Annotated in this window: 11 protein-coding genes; 2 read left to right on the forward strand and 9 right to left on the reverse strand. The window is 45.2% G+C overall.

What is annotated here, in order from left to right:
* Window positions 1-175: 175 nt before the first annotated feature.
* The 5 genes from E2B99_RS14730 to E2B99_RS07130 all read right to left on the reverse strand — a co-directional run bounded on the left by E2B99_RS14730 (window position 176) and on the right by E2B99_RS07130 (window position 7,924).
* Window positions 176-1,642 carry a hypothetical protein gene (locus tag E2B99_RS14730; protein WP_205669646.1) on the reverse strand — a complete coding sequence of 489 codons (1,467 nt, stop codon included), beginning with the start codon at window positions 1,640-1,642 and terminating at the stop codon, window positions 176-178.
* Window positions 1,643-1,645: 3 nt separating this feature from the next.
* Window positions 1,646-3,052, reverse strand: coding sequence for a DEAD/DEAH box helicase (locus E2B99_RS14735; protein ID WP_205669647.1), 1,407 nt, complete (start codon window positions 3,050-3,052; stop codon window positions 1,646-1,648).
* An 11-nt stretch (window positions 3,053-3,063) separates the two neighbouring features.
* Window positions 3,064-6,060 carry a site-specific DNA-methyltransferase gene (locus tag E2B99_RS07120; RefSeq protein ID WP_134244232.1) on the reverse strand — a complete coding sequence of 999 codons (2,997 nt, stop codon included), beginning with the start codon at window positions 6,058-6,060 and terminating at the stop codon, window positions 3,064-3,066.
* A 163-nt stretch (window positions 6,061-6,223) separates the two neighbouring features.
* Window positions 6,224-7,018, reverse strand: a complete 795-nt coding sequence (locus tag E2B99_RS07125; protein ID WP_134244233.1) for an alpha/beta fold hydrolase — start codon at window positions 7,016-7,018, stop codon at window positions 6,224-6,226.
* An 87-nt stretch (window positions 7,019-7,105) separates the two neighbouring features.
* Window positions 7,106-7,924: a DUF4882 family protein gene (locus tag E2B99_RS07130; protein ID WP_134244234.1), complete on the reverse strand. Its 819-nt coding sequence runs from the start codon at window positions 7,922-7,924 to the stop codon at window positions 7,106-7,108.
* A 209-nt stretch (window positions 7,925-8,133) separates the two neighbouring features.
* On the opposite strand from E2B99_RS07130, the gene E2B99_RS07135 reads away from it, so the two are divergent.
* On the forward strand, window positions 8,134-8,487 hold the full coding sequence (locus tag E2B99_RS07135) for a RidA family protein (protein WP_134244235.1): 354 nt from the start codon (window positions 8,134-8,136) through the stop codon (window positions 8,485-8,487).
* Window positions 8,488-8,630: 143 nt separating this feature from the next.
* Window positions 8,631-9,002: a hypothetical protein gene (locus E2B99_RS07140; protein ID WP_134244236.1), complete on the forward strand. Its 372-nt coding sequence runs from the start codon at window positions 8,631-8,633 to the stop codon at window positions 9,000-9,002.
* A 127-nt stretch (window positions 9,003-9,129) separates the two neighbouring features.
* Here the strand turns inward: E2B99_RS07140 and rpoC are convergent, their stop codons facing one another.
* From rpoC to rplJ, 4 genes are all read right to left on the reverse strand, one after another.
* A complete protein-coding gene (rpoC, locus tag E2B99_RS07145; RefSeq protein ID WP_134244237.1) occupies window positions 9,130-13,323 on the reverse strand; it encodes a DNA-directed RNA polymerase subunit beta' in 4,194 nt (1,397 codons plus the stop codon).
* A gap of 142 nt (window positions 13,324-13,465) precedes the next feature.
* On the reverse strand, window positions 13,466-17,551 hold the full coding sequence (gene rpoB, locus E2B99_RS07150) for a DNA-directed RNA polymerase subunit beta (protein WP_134244238.1): 4,086 nt from the start codon (window positions 17,549-17,551) through the stop codon (window positions 13,466-13,468).
* Window positions 17,552-17,936: 385 nt separating this feature from the next.
* Complete coding sequence (gene rplL / locus E2B99_RS07155) at window positions 17,937-18,311, reverse strand: 50S ribosomal protein L7/L12 (protein ID WP_134244239.1); 375 nt, start codon at window positions 18,309-18,311, stop codon at window positions 17,937-17,939.
* Between the two features lie 51 nt (window positions 18,312-18,362).
* Window positions 18,363-18,869: a 50S ribosomal protein L10 gene (rplJ, locus tag E2B99_RS07160; protein WP_134244240.1), complete on the reverse strand. Its 507-nt coding sequence runs from the start codon at window positions 18,867-18,869 to the stop codon at window positions 18,363-18,365.
* Window positions 18,870-18,928 lie beyond the last annotated feature (59 nt).

The following is an 18,928-nucleotide window of genomic DNA, read 5'->3' on the forward strand; positions in this document are numbered from 1 at the left end:
ATGATTTGATTGGTAGTATACAACATCAGAAAGTTACCTTTGTTTGATTAAGATTCGACACCTTTATCTAAACGGGTAACTTTCTCTTTTTCAAGATCTTTGTCCGATCAGATCGGAACTAATACATCTAATCAAACTTTGAATAGAAAGGGAGGTAAAACCTCCCTTTCTAATTTTACAAATCTAAAAACAGCTCACCTATAGGTTTAGAATAAGTGGCAGATTTTGCATGCTCCAAAATCACATCATGCATTCTAGCTGGTGCTTCTTTAACAACATCCCAACACCAAGTACCAAATCCACCCTTTTGATTCATTGCTTTAACCCAAACGTCCAGTGCTAAACGTTTTGCTCTATTCTGTTCGCTGTCTTGTCCTTTAATCTCCAATACAAGCGTTTTACCATTAGCAAATCGAATTAAAAAATCAGGCACATACTTACGCTTACTACCATTCCACATATAGTAAATATTAAATCCTAAATGGTCATTTTTGGCATAGGAAGTTACCACCCTATCTTTCGCAAATTTTTCAAGGACATTTGCAGCATATGCTTCCCATGTACCGTCTGCGACCATATGGCTAATCTGAGAAAATTCAGTTGGCTGACATAACCGTGTCGTATACCAGGTTCTCATATCTGCTGTAGAGCCAATAGGTTTTTCAATATCAAAAATTGGTTCTAATACAGTCACATTAGCTTGATGCACATACGAAACCAAATGCTGAACTACCTTATCCATTGACAAAGCAATGAGAATTCTCTTCTTCAGAGGCTCCTGATGGAATAAAGATGGAATATTAATTTTATCGGACTTTAAAAATTCCTCAGTCAAGCGAATCAACTGTTGGATAAGAATTTCTTTACTTCCTGTATATCCTTGCTGAACATTCTCAAAAGCTTTTCGCGCTGCAACAAATAGTAATTTCTGCATACGAAATTCTTCTGGTAATAACTCAAGATCAATGCCAACCGCTTTTGATAGATCTGTCGCCCCACCCAATGCAGGAGCCAACTCTGCGGAAACATGTATTTCTGTCGGATCAAGTAGAATGCTAGGCACATTATCCCAATTGACGGTTAATTTTTCCTTTAAGACATTGTCAATTCTAAGTACATTCGCCCATGAAATTTCTAAAGCAGAACGTTCCGGTAAAGTCGAAATTTGTGTTGTAGGCTTTGGTGGCTTTGGACCTGAACCTCCATCTCCAACATCCTGAAAAATAGACAGTGGAACACCAAAAATATTTACATATTCTGGTGCAAATAACTGACGAGTTACACCATCTGGGCATAAAACTTCTTCAGTATCATAACCAACCCGTCTTAGACCTCGACCAATCACTTGTTCACACAGTAACTGACTAGAAAATGCTCGAAGTCCCATAATATGCGTTACATTTTTTGCATCCCAGCCTTCTGAGAGCATTGCAACTGAGATAACATTTTGCAAACTCTGACCAGCTGTTCCTCGTTTACCAACATTATCTACAATCGCACGCAACAGCTCTTCTTTTTTCAGGCTTAAAAGTTCTTGCTTCTTATCATTCGGTAGATTGACAGCTTCTACAATCTCTCTTAATCGATTTTCGTATGTGGAGTCAGCTGATGCCGCCTCACCTTTTTCAGCTTTATCAAGCACCTTTTAGTCAACTCGCAAAGTCTTATCGGGTGCTTTTAATTCAGCCCACTGTGCGTCACCTTTATTAAAGTAATGCTCAATACGAGCTGCTGTTTCAGTCCTATTACATACTGTAAGCATGACAGGTGGAGAGGTCATTCCTGCCTCCTCCCATGCCTTCATGGCTTCACGCCAGTCAGCACCTAAGAGTGTGTATGCTTGTTGAACAATTTGTGGTAATGCCTCATGTGGTTCTGCTTTTCGGTTTAAATCTTCTCGGACCTCATCTTCACGATATAAATGATAAAGCTTTGGTTTTAGATCTTTCGTACTTGGTAATGCACTATCACGCACAACGATTCGGGGTGTCTTAACGAGTCCCGCCTCAATCGCATCGTATAAGCCAAAATCTGATATTACCCATTCGAATAATGCACTTTCAGTTGTTTTCTTACCTGTAGGAGCAAATGGCGTAGCCGATAAATCGAAACAGCGAATGATTCCCCGCATCTTATGTATACGGTCTAAACCTTCAACCCAGCGTGTGGCTTCATCTAAGTCGATACCGAATTCTTCTGCATCTTTTTTACTAATTTTTACTTCAGCAGGTTTACGATAAGCATGGTGTGCTTCATCGTTAATGATCACAATGTTTTTATGATTCGCTAAAGAACCAAGCACACGTCTTACATAGGCTTCATCACTTTCTGCACCTTTTTTTACCACTGAGCGTTCAGGCTCTTTTTGTGGCATCAGTGAATGCCAGTTTTCAATTAAGATTTCTGCTTGATTGAGCTTATGTCTTAAGACTTCATTTGGACATAAAGAAAAAGCGTCATAATAGTTCTGGGGATGACCAGGCAGTAAAATCTGTAATCGCTCTTTGACTGTTAATCCTGGTGCTACAATAAAGATCGCCTTAGAAAAGTCTTTATGCCGTTTAGGATATGTAATCGCATTAAGGACCTGCCATGTAATAATCATCGACATTACAGTGGTCTTACCGGAGCCTGTGGCCATTTTATTACACAGCCGTTCCCAAGCCCCGCCATCACTAGGAATAGCGATACCTTGTTTAAACTCAGGAGTGGCCTCTACATACCAAATCAGCGTTTCAATGGCTTCTATTTGACAGAAGTAAAACTCATAAGGCCTTGCAGTTTCCTTATCGTACCAATGAGTTAACAATTGACGAGTAATCGCAGTGACACCAGGATAATCTGCTTCACGCCATTCATTGACTCGTTGGCGTATGCGATTTACTAAATCTAGTTCCTTTGTTTGAAGTGTATTACTTCGTGTATCAAAAATTTCATAGCTGGCGGAACGACGTCCTGCCTGCAAAACGAGTTGACTGTTCTGAGGATTACGTTGCCAGTGATGGGTTGGACATTCAAAAGGCGAACTAATAATGAGTGAATTTTGAGACATCTTGATTCACCTTAATCCAAGTTCACTACTTTTAGTGATTCAATGCCTCGGTCATCAATGATCTTGACCGCAATCTTTTTATTATCACCCGCTTCAAAAGGCAAACTTTTTGTTCCATGGAATTTTTCTAATTGAGTCTCATCCAATTCTGCACGAATATTTTTCTTCAGTTTTTCCCACCCTTCGCCTTTACCTGCAATTGGGAAGAAAACTTGATGTGGGAATAAACTACGCTCATCGTAATCGGTATCCAAACTCCACATCGCAATCTTGGATTTACCACCAGAAATTAATTCACCCTTGACTGTATCAAAGTAGTCAAATCCAAGTACTTCAACCTGATACTTGCTATCTTTAAGTTTATGAACTTCGACATCAGGTTGCCCCATCAACCAGAAACTTTGGTTACTAGAACGCGCTTTCTTTAAGTCCTCTGTGAGCAGGTCTGTATTCATTTGTGCTTTGAGTGCAGTAATCCCCTTAATCGCATCAATATCTTTAGCTGCTTCGGGATCAAAGGTAAATGCACAAAAGACGATCATCTTAGGTAATGGGAATAAATTGCCCGCTTCATTCATGGCATTTGCAACTTGTCTTTGTTCTAAGGCTGCATGCTCAGGACCAAAACTTACAACGACTCGATCACCATTTTCTATATGACCAATCGCATGGATATTCTGCATATCTTTGTCGTAAGGAATTAGCTCCAAGTCAGTGAAATTAATCATCTGACCATTTGGACCACGAATACCTGATTTTGCGAGTTCAGCCATCCAATCGTGTTTACGACCTGACTCACCTGTACGCGCAATACTTGCATCAGCTTCATCTAAAGCTTCAGCTTCATCTAAAGATTTAACAGAAGGGAAAGGAACTGCTTCTACGGTAAATGGTCCGCTAATTCTGAGGCGATTTTTATTGATGATGGGCTCATCAAACAGCATAGCTTGTTCAGCATGTGCTGTAATTACTGCATTTATTTCCTTTTGCATTAAATTTCTTAGATCTTTGAAAGCCTCCCACGCCATTAACTGTGACTTATTCCAGTCTACAGGTTTAGAAAAAGGAACTTCCCAATCGAATAATTCATTATTTTGTGTAAAATCTAGATAATTGCCTGCACGTTTACCCAATTTAATAAGATACGGAGATGGTGGATCATTTTTTAATGAATCATTTAAAACATTAAGTGCTTCTTCAATTTTGTGTTCAAATTTATTTGAAATCGATGCAACATCAACATTATTAGCAATTTGCTTTAATGTTATTCTTGGGATGCTCTTATATAAAAAACCAGACTTCAAACCCTCATGTGGGTACTTCAAGTCATAATAGTCATAACTAGCTGTCATTAAACGTTGCTTAGCCAAGGTTATAGCAATTCTTGAAGTATCACAGGTAATCCATCTTCTTCCCCATTTTTCCGCTACATAAGCGGTTGTACCGGATCCACAGGTTAAATCAAAGACAAGATCCCCTGGCATTGTAGACATCAGAATACATCTTTTAACAACTTCTGTATTTGTTTGTACTACATATTTTTTATCATCTGCCCCAACGGTATCATTCCAAGGAGAAGTAATTTTCGAATAACTAGATTCATCTGCATAAATTTTAAAGGTTAATCTATTGCCTTCGGGATAAATGCGATTAGCTTTGACTAATCTTTCCATCCCATCCCATGTTGTCGAAAACCCGTTTTTTGGAGGATTGAATTCGTTACCTTGAAATGTGTAGACAAATTTTCCAGACTCCATAACACCTGAAGGTTCCAAAGATTTTAATCTTAGTACTCTTACATTGTCAGGTAATAAATTATGATTATCTACAAACTCTTTAGACATTTTAACCATTTCACCATCTTGAGTTTCGTACCAACAATGATGAAATTCGCCCTGTACTGATACTTTCTTATATAAAGAATTGTACTTTGTCTTTTTTTTATCTTTACCATACCAAACTATAAAATCAGCCATTTGCTCTAAGTATTTAGAGCCAAAAGGCATTGTTTTTTTTCTAAATGTAATCGTACTAATGTGATTTTCAGCACCAAATACATCATCCATTAACTCTCTAATATGGTGCAAATTTTCATCAGATATTTGAAGAAAAATACTGCCAGTGTCATTTAATAGATCTTTTGCTAGAAGTAACCTATCCCTGATATATGTCAAGTACGAATGGACTCCTAACTCCCAAGTATCACGAAAAGCTTTAAGCATTTCTGGTTCTTGATTCAAATCTCGATCAACGTCCTTAACATCTTTTTTATTTACAAATGGTTGAAAATTTGAGCCATAAGTAATCCCATAAGGGGGGTCAAAATAAATCATCTGCACCTTACCCGCCATACTCTCCTTTTGTAGAAGACTATTCATGACCAATAAGCTATCACCCGCAATTAAACGGTTAGACCAGCCTTTTTCATGCTTATAAAAATCCAATGCATCACGTAAAGGTAGATTCTCAAATGGCGCATCAAACAGACCTGGTTGTAATGCTTTGACTTTACCTTTGCTCTTTTCTTCCTTGCCCATGCGTTTACGCACAGCCGCCAAAATACTGGCAGGATCTACACGTTCATGCACATGCAAGCTCACTGTATCTACAGCAAAACTCGTATGTTCAGCTTTACCCGCCCAGTTTAAGTAAGGTGATTGCGCTTTTTTGAGTGCTTCTAATGCCTGCTTCATCTGTTCAGGGTCATTTGACGCCAAAGCATCATCGATCAGGTTTTCAGTCCATGCACGTTGCGAATCAAATTGTAGCGAGGGGTCAATATGGGGATCATATTTCCAACGAGTCTTACCAGCATCGGGGTCTGTAAATGGTGTCACCATCCCTACTTCTGGATTATTTACTCGCTTATCTAAATGGCGATATGAAAGGATTTCAGAACCTAATTCAGTACTTTTTACTGCCTGAGGCTTCCTTACACTTTTTTTACGAGTGCTTGTTTCACTTTCTGGCAATACTGGCTCTACTAACTCGAAACCTTCATTACTCATTGATGTTCCTTTCTCTATAATTAAGAAATTTATAATGATTTATATAGTCTAACCAAAAACAAAAAATAAGGGGCATTCACCCCCTATAATTATCGACTCGCCAACCGCCCCTCAAGCTGTCAATCAGGGGTTTTTTTATGGGTTGCTTATGACAACCTGATACTTATAAAGTGGATAACCAGTCCTGCACCGTTTGATTAAATTGCTCAGGCGCCTCCACCATCACCCAATGAGAAGTATTAAAGGCTTCAACCTTGCTGGAAGAGTGTTGCTCCAGTTGTTCCAGCCATGCTTTTGAATGGAACATCAAAGGCTTATTTTTGCCGTAGATATAAAGCAGCGGACATTGAAAATCCAGATCGCGCGCACTTTTAAATGAACCAAATTTTTGTGTCCATTGAATATAATACGGATAACCCATGTTGGCGCGGATCAAATTTAATGCTGAGGGCGTTTTTAGGGTTTTTGCCACACCGCGTGCAATCTGCCGGCCAGCCGCACCACCAATTCGCCAGGCCAGCGCCAGCGGCAATTGATAACCGGCAATCATGGCCGCTTTTTTGGGTGTAATGGATTTAAGGAAAGTCCGGCTGTTGGCATCACCCACATCCACGCCCACAATACTGGCCACCCGCTGCGGATAACGCATGGCATACTGATAGCCATAAAAACAGCCCCAGTCATGCAGCATCAGATGCACAGGCTGATCGGGACTGGCTTCATCCACCACGGCCTTGATGGTTTCAATTACCTGATCCAGCGAAAATGCCTGCCGTGACTTGTCATGGTCAAAACCGGGTAGGGTAAAATAGGCACAGCGATAACGGGTCTTAAAGAATTCAATCTGTTTTTCCCAGATCCGGTAGGTGTCGGGCCAGCCGTGAATCATCACCAGCGTTTGCGGGCCATTCCCCTCAATAAAGCCATCGACCTCATTGACCGTTAATACCTGTTTCATTGCATACTCCAGCAAGGGCTTGTTGTTTTACAAAGCCTCTTTTTTAATGCAACGCTGTGCTGAAATCCAGTTGTTTTCGGTAGTGTTTTAACGCAGGGACACACCACAAATATCACGGGTAGCTCTGGGATAACGAAGTTTCATCTGGCTGGCATCAGTAATCACAGTGCCTGCCAGCATTGAGCCAACCAGGGGATTGGTCGGGTCAAGGTCAGACAGGATAAACGGGGCAATCACAATCCGGTCAATATGTGCTGGAATCTTCTGGCTAATATAGCCTTTATCCTTGCCATTGATAATTGCTCCCAGCCTTCCCTTATCCTGATCAAGATATAGGCCCAACCGGTATTCTGCCGGCAGTGGCAAACTCAAGGGGTAGCTGCTGGCTTCCCAGCGATGGGTTGCAATATTGGCACCCATAATATTAATAAACGCTTCAGGTTGATGCTTAAGCGCCGAGTTAGTCAGGCTAAGTTCAATCATCAAATCACTTTGCCCGGGTGCCTGATCACTACTGCCATAAATCACCACGCCAAATTTGTAGTAGTTGTCCGGTGTTTTAACCTGGGTAGTAAGCTGGTCTATTTTAAATTCCAGCGCCAGCTTGCCTGTATTGGGAACCGTAATATCGCCAGCCGCTACACTATGGTCATTGATTCGCTGAATGAGGTTTTCAATGCCATTACGCGAGGAAGTCATATACTTTTGTGGCATATCAGGCAGGCCAATGGACACCTGTTGCGCGGCTGTGGTAACCAGTGGCTTGAGCATGGTGGTATTGCCTTCCTGCAGCAGGCTATAAATCGCCAGCTGGGTCGGATGGGCATCAAAACTGTACGGACACTCCGCATGGGTCATGCTGGATACTAGCAGGCCCGTTAGTAAACCCAAGGCTATTTTGTCCATGTAGCCATCCACAGTTCCTTCATATTATGTTTCCGAATGTAGCAACCTGCCTGCGTTTATACAAATCTTTTTGCGTAAAACCTTAGCCGTATACAGGTATTGTTTAGCCTGCATAACATTGAACTGGCTTTGAGAAATTTCTCTAAAAAAACTGCCAACTGTGTTTAAATCGCAGCCCTTTACACTGGATAAATTTTTGGAATAACTCAATGACCATTACCCGGATTCATACAGCAAAGCGTTTTAGCGAAATTGTTATTCATCGTGATACCGTTTATCTGGCAGGCCAGCTTGCTGATGATTTTTCAGATGATATTACTGAACAAACCCGACAAACACTGGCGAATATTGACCGCTTTCTGGCCGAAGCAGGTACTGACAAATCACGGTTACTGTCAGCTACGATCTATTTAAAGGATATCCAGCAGGATTATGCAGCCATGAATGCAGTCTGGGATGAATGGATGACCGTGGCTGCACCGGCCCGAACCACTGTAGAAGCGCGCCTGTACCATAATGATGTGCTCATTGAAATTACGGTTACTGCGGCCCTGTCTGAATAATCTCTAGGCGGCTATTTTTATCAATTTGTAGCTTGAAACACGAAAATAATAGTTGCGAGAAAAGGCTGAAATCTTTCAGATATGAGACAATTTGATATATGTGCGATGCACTGATTTCTTATTAAACATTGGAAAAATAGATAATGTATAAATTTATTTTAAGTACTGGCCTGGTACTGTTGGCAGGTTGTGCCACGACCCAAAGCTTTACAACCACCATGAATTATTTTAATGGCCAGCCTGCCTCACGCCTGACTGCTGAATTTGGTACACCGGATCAACGCATTGAAAGAGATGGCCAAACCATTCTGGTGTTTAGACCCATTATGATCAATATTCCAGTTCCTACCCCAACGATCACTCCGCCCTTAGTTAATGGTATGGGAGGAACCTATATAACCCCACGCCCTTCATCCAACTACAGCATTCGTGCTAATTGCCAAGTGGCGTTTATTTTAAAAAATAATCTGGTCACTGACTGGTATTCACAAGGCAAGGATTGCCCTAGCCGTTAAAAATTAAATGCTTAAGTGGTAGTACTTGAATCGTAATATTTAAGCTGCAAAAATAAGTCATAAAAACCAGCCATAAAAAAGGGAGCCGAAGCTCCCTTTTTATTAAACACTATTTAATCATGAAAGATTAAATCTGTTCTTCATTCAATGCCTGACTAAAGGCCTGATCCACTTCAGAGAAGTCGGTAGTCAGTTCAGCTTCAGCAGCTTCAGCTTCCTGACGACGACGCTCCAGATGGTAGGCCAGGCCAGTACCCGCAGGAATCAGTCGACCGACCACCACATTTTCTTTCAGACCACGCAGATCGTCTTCCTTGCCAGTAACCGCCGCTTCGGTGAGAACGCGGGTAGTTTCCTGGAACGATGCTGCAGAAATGAACGAGTCAGTGGACAGCGAGGCTTTGGTAATACCCATCAGCAAGCGTTCAAACTTAGCCGGGAACTTATTTTGAGCCTGTAGCGCCTGATTTTCTTCCATCACGCGGGAGTATTCACCCTGCTCGCCCTTAATGAAGCTGGAATCACCACCATCCAGGATCTCAACCTTACGCAGCATCTGGCGAATAATCACCTCAATGTGCTTGTCGTTGATTTTTACACCCTGTAAGCGGTAAACGTCCTGCACTTCATTCACGATATAGTTGGCCAAAGGCGCTTCGCCTTTTAAACGCAAAATGTCGTGCGGGTTTTGTGGGCCGTCAGAGATCACTTCACCGCGTTCTACATGCTCACCTTCAAACACGTTGATCTGGCGCCATTTTGGAATCAGCTCTTCATAGATTTCAGTGCCATCATCCGGCGTAATCACCAAGCGGTTCTTGCCTTTGGTTTCTTTACCAAAGCTCACCACACCAGACACTTCAGCTAGAATTGCATGCTCTTTTGGCTTACGGGCTTCAAACAGGTCAGCTACGCGTGGCAGACCACCAGTAATATCACGGGTACGTGATGATTCCTGTGGAACACGGCCAATAACATCACCAACACCAATACTGTCACCATCACGAACACTTAAAATGGTGTTTTGTGGCAGGAAGTAAAACTGCTCTTCGCCATCCACAGTATCCAGTACCACCGCAGGACGCAATTCCTTACCAGAGGCTGGACGATCTTTTACCGCCAGAATTTCAACGGTGGTCATCCCGGTGGCATCGTCAGTTTTGGAGGTTGCAGTTGAACCGTCCAGAATCTGTGAGAAGCGAACCTTACCTGCGACTTCGGTAATCAGCGGATGGGTATGTGGATCCCAGGTTGCAATAACCGCACCAGCCTCAACAGCCTGACCATCCTTAACAATAATGGACGAGCCGTAAGGCACTTTATAGCGCTCGCGCTCGCGGCCTAAGTCATCTGCCACACCAATCTCTGCAGAGCGGGATACAGTAACCAGATGGCCCTTGCTGTGCTGTACAGTCTTGATATTGTGGAAACGGATCGAACCCTTGTTACGTACCTGCACGCTGTTGGCGGCAGACGTACGGCTAGCCGCACCACCCACGTGGAATGTACGCATGGTCAGCTGTGTACCCGGTTCACCAATGGACTGTGCGGCCATAACGCCCACAGACTCACCCGCATTAACCAGATGACCACGGGCCAGATCACGGCCATAACACTTGGCACAGACGCCAAAGCGGGTCTTACAGGTAATCACGGAGCGAACCTTGATTTCGTCCACACCGGCCTGTTCCAGACGGTCAACCCACTGTTCGTCCAGCAGTGTATTGGCTTCGGCAAATACTTCATCACTGCCCGGCTTCAACACTTCAACCGCAACCACACGACCCAGTACGCGGTCACGCAGTGGCTCAATTACATCACCACCCTGAATCAATGGCGTCATGAACAGGCCATCAGTGGTGCCACAATCTGGCTCGGTAATCACCAGATCCTGTGCCACATCAACCAGACGACGTGTCAGGTAACCGGAGTTTGCCGTTTTCAATGCGGTATCGGCCAGACCTTTACGTGCACCGTGGGTTGAAATGAAGTACTGCAGTACGGTCAGGCCTTCACGGAAGTTGGCCTTAATTGGCGTTTCAATAATCGAACCATCCGGCTTGGCCATCAGACCGCGCATACCGGCCAGCTGACGAATCTGCGCCGCACTACCACGCGCACCGGAGTCAGACATGATATAAATCGAGTTAAAGGATTTTTGCTTTTCCTCTTGACCCTGTTTATTCACGACTGTCTCGTAAGACAGATTATCCATCATGGCCTTAGCCACCTGGTCATTGGTACGTGCCCAGATATCCACTACTTTATTGTAGCGCTCACCGGCAGTCACAAAGCCCTGCTCAAACTGATGTTCAATTTCACGAACTTCAGCATCCGCCTTGCCAATGATTTCATCCTTGGTTGGCGGAATCAGCATGTCTTCCATACCAACAGACACACCAGACAGTGTGGCTTGACGGAAGCCCAGATACATCAACTGATCCGCAAACAATACAGTGGCTTTCAAACCCAGTTTGCGATAGCAGGTGTTAATCAGCTTGGAGATGTTCTTTTTGGTCATGGTGTCATTGATTTGATCAAAGCCCATACCGGTAGGAACCACGCTCCACAGCAAGCAACGACCTGGTGTGGTGTCAACCAGACGATCGCGTACAGTTTTCTGACCATCATCTTCAACAATGGTTTCTTTTACACGGACTTTAATACGCGCATGCAACGCCACCTGCTTGGTACCCAGCGCACGGTTAACTTCATCCGTATCGGCAAACACCATGCCTTCGCCTTTGGCGTTAATGGCATCACGGCTAATGTAGTACAGACCCAATACCACGTCCTGAGACGGAACAATGATTGGTTCACCGTTCGCTGGCGACAGGATATTGTTGGTAGACATCATTAGCGCACGCGCTTCAAGCTGGGCTTCCAGTGTCAGCGGTACGTGAACTGCCATCTGGTCACCGTCGAAGTCGGCGTTAAATGCGGTACATACCAGCGGGTGCAGCTGAATGGCCTTGCCTTCAATCAGGGTTGGTTCAAATGCTTGCAGACCCAGACGGTGCAGGGTTGGCGCGCGGTTCAGCAATACCGGATGTTCACGGATTACTGACGCCAGAACGTCCCATACTTCCGGGGTTTCGCGCTCAACCATTTTCTTGGCGGCTTTAATGGTTGTTGCCTGCCCAGAGGCTTGCAGCTTGGCAAAAATAAATGGCTTGAACAGTTCCAGTGCCATTTTCTTCGGCAAACCACACTGGTGCAGACGTAGCGTAGGACCTACCACAATCACCGAACGGCCAGAATAATCAACGCGCTTACCGAGCAAGTTCTGACGGAAACGACCTTGTTTACCCTTGATCATGTCAGCCAGTGATTTTAGCGGACGCTTGTTGCTACCCGTAATGGCACGGCCACGACGACCGTTATCCAGCAGCGCATCAACCGCTTCCTGCAACATGCGTTTTTCGTTACGCACGATAATGTCAGGCGCAGACAAATCCAGCAGGCGCTTTAAACGGTTGTTCCGGTTAATCACGCGACGGTACAAATCGTTCAGGTCAGACGTGGCAAAACGGCCACCTTCCAGTGGAACCAGCGGACGCAGGTCTGGTGGCAGAACTGGCAGAACGTTCATCACCATCCATTCTGGCTTGTTGTTGGAATCACGGAATGCTTCCATTAACTTCAAGCGCTTGGATGATTTTTTCAGCTTGGTTTCAGAGGTGGTTTGTGGAATTTCTTCACGCAAACGCGCAATTTCAGCTTCCAGATCGATGTCGCGCAGCAAGTCCTGAACGGCTTCTGCACCCATCTTGGCCACAAACTCGTCGCCGTGCTCTTCCAGTGCGGTGTAATATTCTTCATCACTCAGCAACTGGTATTTTTCCAGCGGAGACATGCCCGGATCAGTCACGACATAGCTTTCAAAATACAGCACACGCTCGATATCACGCAGGGTCATATCCAGCAGCAGGCCAATACGGCTTGGCAGTGATTTTAAGAACCAGATATGCGCAACTGGAGAAGCTAGGTCAATATGGCCCATGCGGTCACGGCGCACTTTGGCCGTTGTCACTTCAACGCCACATTTTTCGCAAATGACGCCTTTGTATTTCATACGCTTGTATTTACCACACAAGCATTCGTAATCTTTGACCGGGCCAAAGATCTTGGCACAGAACAAGCCATCACGTTCCGGCTTGAAGGTACGGTAGTTAATGGTTTCAGGCTTTTTTACTTCGCCATGAGACCACGATTTGATCATTTCTGGTGACGCAAGACCAATACGGATACGATCAAACTCAACGTTGCCAACGTTTTCCGAGTCTGTCTTCTTACGCATAATATCGAGCAAATCTTTCAATTCATTTCTCCGTGAGCCGAGCAATTCATCCATTGCCCGGCTGGGTCACAAATATTTATCGCCTGAGTGGTGAGTAATTTACGGGAGATCCATCCCGCACGGTGAGAAGCACTGTTTCGCCAGTACTTCCCGCCTGCCTTAATCAGTCACCATTTTTAAGTTCAATGTTAATCCCAAGAGAACGAATTTCCTTGGTCAGTACATTGAACGATTCAGGCATGCCCGGATCCATATAGTGATTGCCATCGACAATGTTCTTGTAGATGCGGGTACGTCCTTCGACGTCATCCGATTTCACAGTCAGCATTTCCTGCAGCGTATAGGTTGCACCATAAGCTTCCAGTGCCCACACTTCCATTTCACCGAAGCGCTGGCCACCAAACTGGGCTTTACCACCCAATGGCTGTTGCGTTACCAATGAGTAGGAACCGGTAGAACGCGCATGCATCTTGTCATCCACCAAGTGGTTGAGTTTGAGCATGTACATATAACCCACAGTTACAGGACGGTCAAAACGGTCACCAGTACGGCCATCGTACAACACCTGCTGGCCAGTTTCGGAGAGGTCAGCCAGTTTCAGCAACTGCTTGATCTGGGTTTCTTCTGCACCATCAAATACTGGTGTTGCAATCGGCACACCGCCTTTGAGGTTTTGAGCCAGACTAATCACCTCATCATCAGTGAGGTCGTTCAGGGTTTCCTGCTCGCCACCCACCTGATTGTAGATCTTGTCCATGAACTCACGCAGCTCAGCAGCCTGACGCTGCTGTTGCAACATCTTGTCGATCTTCTGACCTAGACCTTTGGCAGCCAGGCCCAGATGCGTTTCCAAAATCTGACCCACGTTCATCCGCGATGGTACACCCAGCGGGTTTAACACCACGTCAACCGGTACACCGTTTTCATCGTAAGGCATGTCTTCAACCGGCATGATGACGGACACCACACCCTTGTTACCATGACGGCCTGCCATCTTGTCACCTGGCTGAATGCGACGCTTCACGGCCAGATAAACCTTAACGACCTTCAGTACACCATGCGTCAGTTCATCACCGGTCGACAGCTTGCGCTTCTTCTCGGTGAACTTGTCATCAATTTCCTTTTCCTTCTCACGCAGGAAGTCCTGGATTTGCTGCAAGCGCTCAGAAATGCCTTCATCAACGGGTTGTACATCCAGCAACTGGTTCAGTTCAAGGCTGGACATCATGCCATCGTCCAGTACATCACCACGCTTGGTCGTACCGCCACCATTAACTTTCTGGCCATTTAGCAAACGGATTACACGCTCGCGGGCTGCTTCTTCAAAGATTCGATATTCTTCTTTCAAATCTTTACGGTAAGCATCCAGCTGGGCTTTTTCAATCGCCAGCGCGCGCTCGTCTTTTTCCAGACCATCACGGGTAAATACCTGAACGTCAATCACTGTACCTTTGGTGCCAGACGGAACGCGTAAAGAAGAGTCTTTCACGTCAGCCGCTTTTTCACCAAAAATGGCACGCAGCAGTTTTTCTTCTGGTGTCAGCTGGGTTTCACCCTTAGGCGTAACCTTACCAACCAGAATGTCACCCGCGTTGACTTCCGCACCAATGTAGACAATACCGGATTCATCCAGCTTGGACAGTGCTGCTTCACCCACGTTTGGAATATCGCCAGTGATTTCTTCAGAACCCAGCTTGGTATCACGCGCCACACAGGACAGTTCCTGAATGTGGATCGAGGTAAAGCGGTCTTCCTGCACCACACGCTCGGATAACAAAATCGAATCTTCGAAGTTGTAACCATTCCATGGCATAAATGCCACGCGCATGTTTTGGCCTAGCGCCAGTTCACCCAGATCAGTTGATGGACCATCGGCCAGAATGTCACCACGGGCAATTTCATCACCGCGATTCACAATAATGTTCTGGTTAATACAAGTGTTCTGGTTGGAACGGGTGTATTTGATCAGGTTGTAAATATCAACACCGGCCTCGCCTGCATGCATTTCTTCTTCATGCACACGAACAACGATACGGCTGGCATCCACATACTCAATCTTGCCACCACGCTTGGCCACCACACACACGCCTGAATCGCGTGCCACATGGCGCTCCATGCCGGTACCCACTAGCGGCTTGTCAGCACGCAGGGTAGGAACAGCCTGACGCTGCATGTTGGAACCCATCAATGCACGGTTTGCATCGTCATGTTCCAGGAACGGAATCAGTGATGCTGCAACCGAAACCACCTGACGTGGTGATACATCCATATGTGTCACCTTATCTGGTGTCATACGAACGAATTCGCCCTGTGAACGCACAGAAACTACTTCTTCAGTCAGATTGCCATCGCCATCCACTGGAGAATCCGCCTGTGCAATCACAGTCCCGTTTTCTTCAATAGCTGACAGGTATTCGATTTCATCGGTTACACGGCCATCAACCACTTTACGGTATGGCGTTTCCAGGAAACCAAAATCGTTGGCCTTGGCATAAACTGACAATGAGTTGATCAGACCAATGTTTGGACCTTCAGGCGTTTCAATCGGACATACACGACCATAATGGGTTTGATGTACGTCACGCACTTCAAAGCCGGCACGTTCACGGGTCAAACCACCAGGCCCCAATGCAGAAACACGGCGCTTATGGGTAATTTCAGACAACGGATTGTTCTGATCCATAAACTGTGACAACTGGCTTGAACCAAAGAATTCCTTGATTGCAGCAGCGACGGGCTTGGCATTGATCAGATCCTGTGGGGATAAGCCTTCAGTTTCAGCCTGATTCAGACGCTCTTTCACTGCACGTTCAACACGAACCAGACCCACACGGAACTGGTTTTCAGTCATTTCACCGACAGAACGCACACGACGGTTACCCAAGTGGTCGATATCGTCCACTTCACCTTTACCGTTGCGGATATCAACCAGCGTGCGCAGTACATCAACAATATCTTCATTGCTGAGAATACCTTCAATCGCGCGTGACTTCTGGTCAGTGCCGACTTCATACGGACGGCCCAGACGGCGGTTGAACTTCATGCGGCCGACTGGCGACAGGTCATAACGCTCAGAACTGAAGAACAGATTATTAAACAGGTTCTCAGCCGCTTCCTTGGTCGGTGGCTCACCTGGACGCATTACCTTGTAGATTTCAACCAGTGCATCTTCACGGGTACGTGTGGTATCAGCACGCAGGGTATCTGCAATGAATGAACCACGGTCAATGTCATTGGTAAACAGGATATTAAACTGCTTGATGCCACCTTCTGCCAGCTTCACCAGCACTTCATGGCTGATGACAGTATTGGCTTCAATCACATCACCATTTTTCAGGCTAATGTCTTCAGCAATCAGGCGCTCATACAGGTATTCATCAGGCACAGCCAGCTTGGTCAAGCCAGCCGCTTCCATCTGACGGACATGGCGCGCGTTAATGCGCTTGCCCTGCTCAACAATGACCTTGCCATCTTTATCGGTGATATCAAACTGTGACATCTCACCGCGCAGGCGTTCAGGCACCAGATCAATCTGATAGGTGTCTTCAACATATACCGGCACTTTTTCAAAGAACAGGTCAAGTACCTGAGCCGTGGTATAACCCAGTGCACGCAGCACCACGGTTGCCAGCAGCTTGCGGCGACGGTCAATACGTACATAGACCAGATCCTTGGCATCAAACTCAAAGTCCAGCCAGGAACCACGGTAAGGAATAATACGGGCAGAATACAGCACTTTACCAGAGGAATGGGTTTTGCCCTTGTCATGATCAAAGAATACACCTGGAGAACGGTGTAACTGGGACACAATTACGCGCTCAGTCCCATTAATCACAAACGTACCGTTTTCAGTCATGAGCGGAATTTCGCCCATGTAAACTTCCTGCTCACGCACGTCTTTAATGGATTTGGTTTCACGATCATAAATGATCAGGCGAATCTTGACACGCATGGGAGCAGCATAAGTCGAACCACGCAAAATACATTCGCGCACATCAAACTCAGGGCGGCCCAGATTGTATTCAACAAACTCTAATGCGGCATTGCCAGAATAGCTAACAATAGGAAAAACTGAACGGAAGGCGGCTTGCAAGCCAACATCTTCACGTTGCTTGGAAATTTTACCGTCCTGTAAAAATGCACGGTACGAATCAACCTGAATGGCCAATAGGTACGGTACGTCCATTACATTGGGCAACTTACCAAAATTCTTGCGGATCCGTTTCTTTTCGGTATAGGAGTATGCCATCTGGAGTCCTCGGAAAGTAAACCAGACTCGCCTGCAGAACGAGCCTAGAGGGGAAACACGATGCCGATGTGGCAACCAGTGGACTTGCTCAACCAGGGATCAATAATCACTATCCCTAACCAAGTGCATCAAATTCACTGGTAAAAATAAAACTGAGGTAAAGCATTAAACTTAAAAATGCTTAGCAGTGCTTTTGTTTGCGCCTTTTGCCTTAAACAAGCCATATAAAGCCAAAATTAAAACGCCAAAAACAGTGCTAAGCATTTTAGCCAGCCGATTTCCATCACAAAAAATCGAGCCGAATATTGTAACGCAAAAAGGCTGATGACCCAAGAGCCATCAGCCATTTTTTTGAAGTCAGTTTAATACCGACTTCATCTCTGCATTACTTCAGCGTAACGGTAGCACCAGCTTCTTCAAGCTTCTTCTTCAGCTCTTCGCCTTCTTCTTTACTAACGCCTTCTTTCAGCACTTGTGGAGCGCCTTCAACCAGGTCTTTAGCTTCTTTCAGACCTAAGCCAGTTGCTTCACGAACGGCTTTAATAACAGCAACTTTGTTCGCGCCAAAGCTGGTCAGCTCAACGTTGAACTCAGTTTGTTCTTCAGCAGCAGCAGCAGAACCAGCGCCTGGAGCAGCAGCTACAGCTACAGCAGCAGCAGATACGTTGAATTTCTCTTCAAAAGCAGAAATTAATTCAACCAGTTCAAGAACAGTTTTTTCAGCTACGGCATTCAGGATTTCTTCGTTGGACAGTGCCATGTTTAAAACTCCAATAGGATATATGGGGTGATGAATGAGCGATTCTTAAAATCAGGCAGCTTCTTGCTCTTGCTTTTCTTTCAAAGCAGTCAGCAAGCGGCCAAACTTGGATACTGGGGCTTGTAGTACAGACGCCAGCATAGTCAGTGCTGTATGCAGGTTCGGTAAGTTAGCGATGGTACCGATTTCAGCAGGACCATATAACTTGCCGTCAAATGCAGCAGACTTGACTTCAAATTTTGCGTTGTCTTTGGCAAAGTCCTGGAACAGGCGTGCCGCAGCACCCATGTCATCTTCAGACGTTGACAGACCGATAATGGTTGGACCAGTTAAAGTCTCGTTCAATACATCAAACTGAGTACCTTCAAACGCACGCTTAGCCAGGGTGTTACGTACAACACGCAGGTAAACACCAGCATTACGCGCTTCAACACGCAACTTGGTTAATTGTGCAACGGTCAAACCACGGTAGTCGGCAACAACAGCAGAGTATGCAGTGCTGGCAGCTTCATTAACCGCAGCAACGATCTCTTTTTTATCCTCTAAACGTAGAGTCACTGTATAACCTCCTTAGGTGATTTATGCATCCGATAGATGCACTCCCATAAAATGTAAAT

Origin of the sequence: Alkanindiges illinoisensis, assembly GCF_004377485.1 — a bacterium.
Lineage (GTDB): Bacteria > Pseudomonadota > Gammaproteobacteria > Pseudomonadales > Moraxellaceae > Alkanindiges > Alkanindiges illinoisensis_A.

Coding starts and splice junctions, on each gene's coding strand:
- E2B99_RS14735 (WP_205669647.1), bottom strand. CDS start 3,052: ATGTCTCAAAATTCACTCATTATTAGTTCGCCTTTTGAATGTCCAACC.
- E2B99_RS07120 (WP_134244232.1), bottom strand. CDS start 6,060: ATGAGTAATGAAGGTTTCGAGTTAGTAGAGCCAGTATTGCCAGAAAGT.
- E2B99_RS07125 (WP_134244233.1), bottom strand. CDS start 7,018: ATGAAACAGGTATTAACGGTCAATGAGGTCGATGGCTTTATTGAGGGG.
- E2B99_RS07130 (WP_134244234.1), bottom strand. CDS start 7,924: ATGGACAAAATAGCCTTGGGTTTACTAACGGGCCTGCTAGTATCCAGC.
- E2B99_RS07135 (WP_134244235.1), top strand. CDS start 8,134: ATGACCATTACCCGGATTCATACAGCAAAGCGTTTTAGCGAAATTGTT.
- E2B99_RS07140 (WP_134244236.1), top strand. CDS start 8,631: ATGTATAAATTTATTTTAAGTACTGGCCTGGTACTGTTGGCAGGTTGT.
- rpoB (WP_134244238.1), bottom strand. CDS start 17,551: ATGGCATACTCCTATACCGAAAAGAAACGGATCCGCAAGAATTTTGGT.
- rplL (WP_134244239.1), bottom strand. CDS start 18,311: ATGGCACTGTCCAACGAAGAAATCCTGAATGCCGTAGCTGAAAAAACT.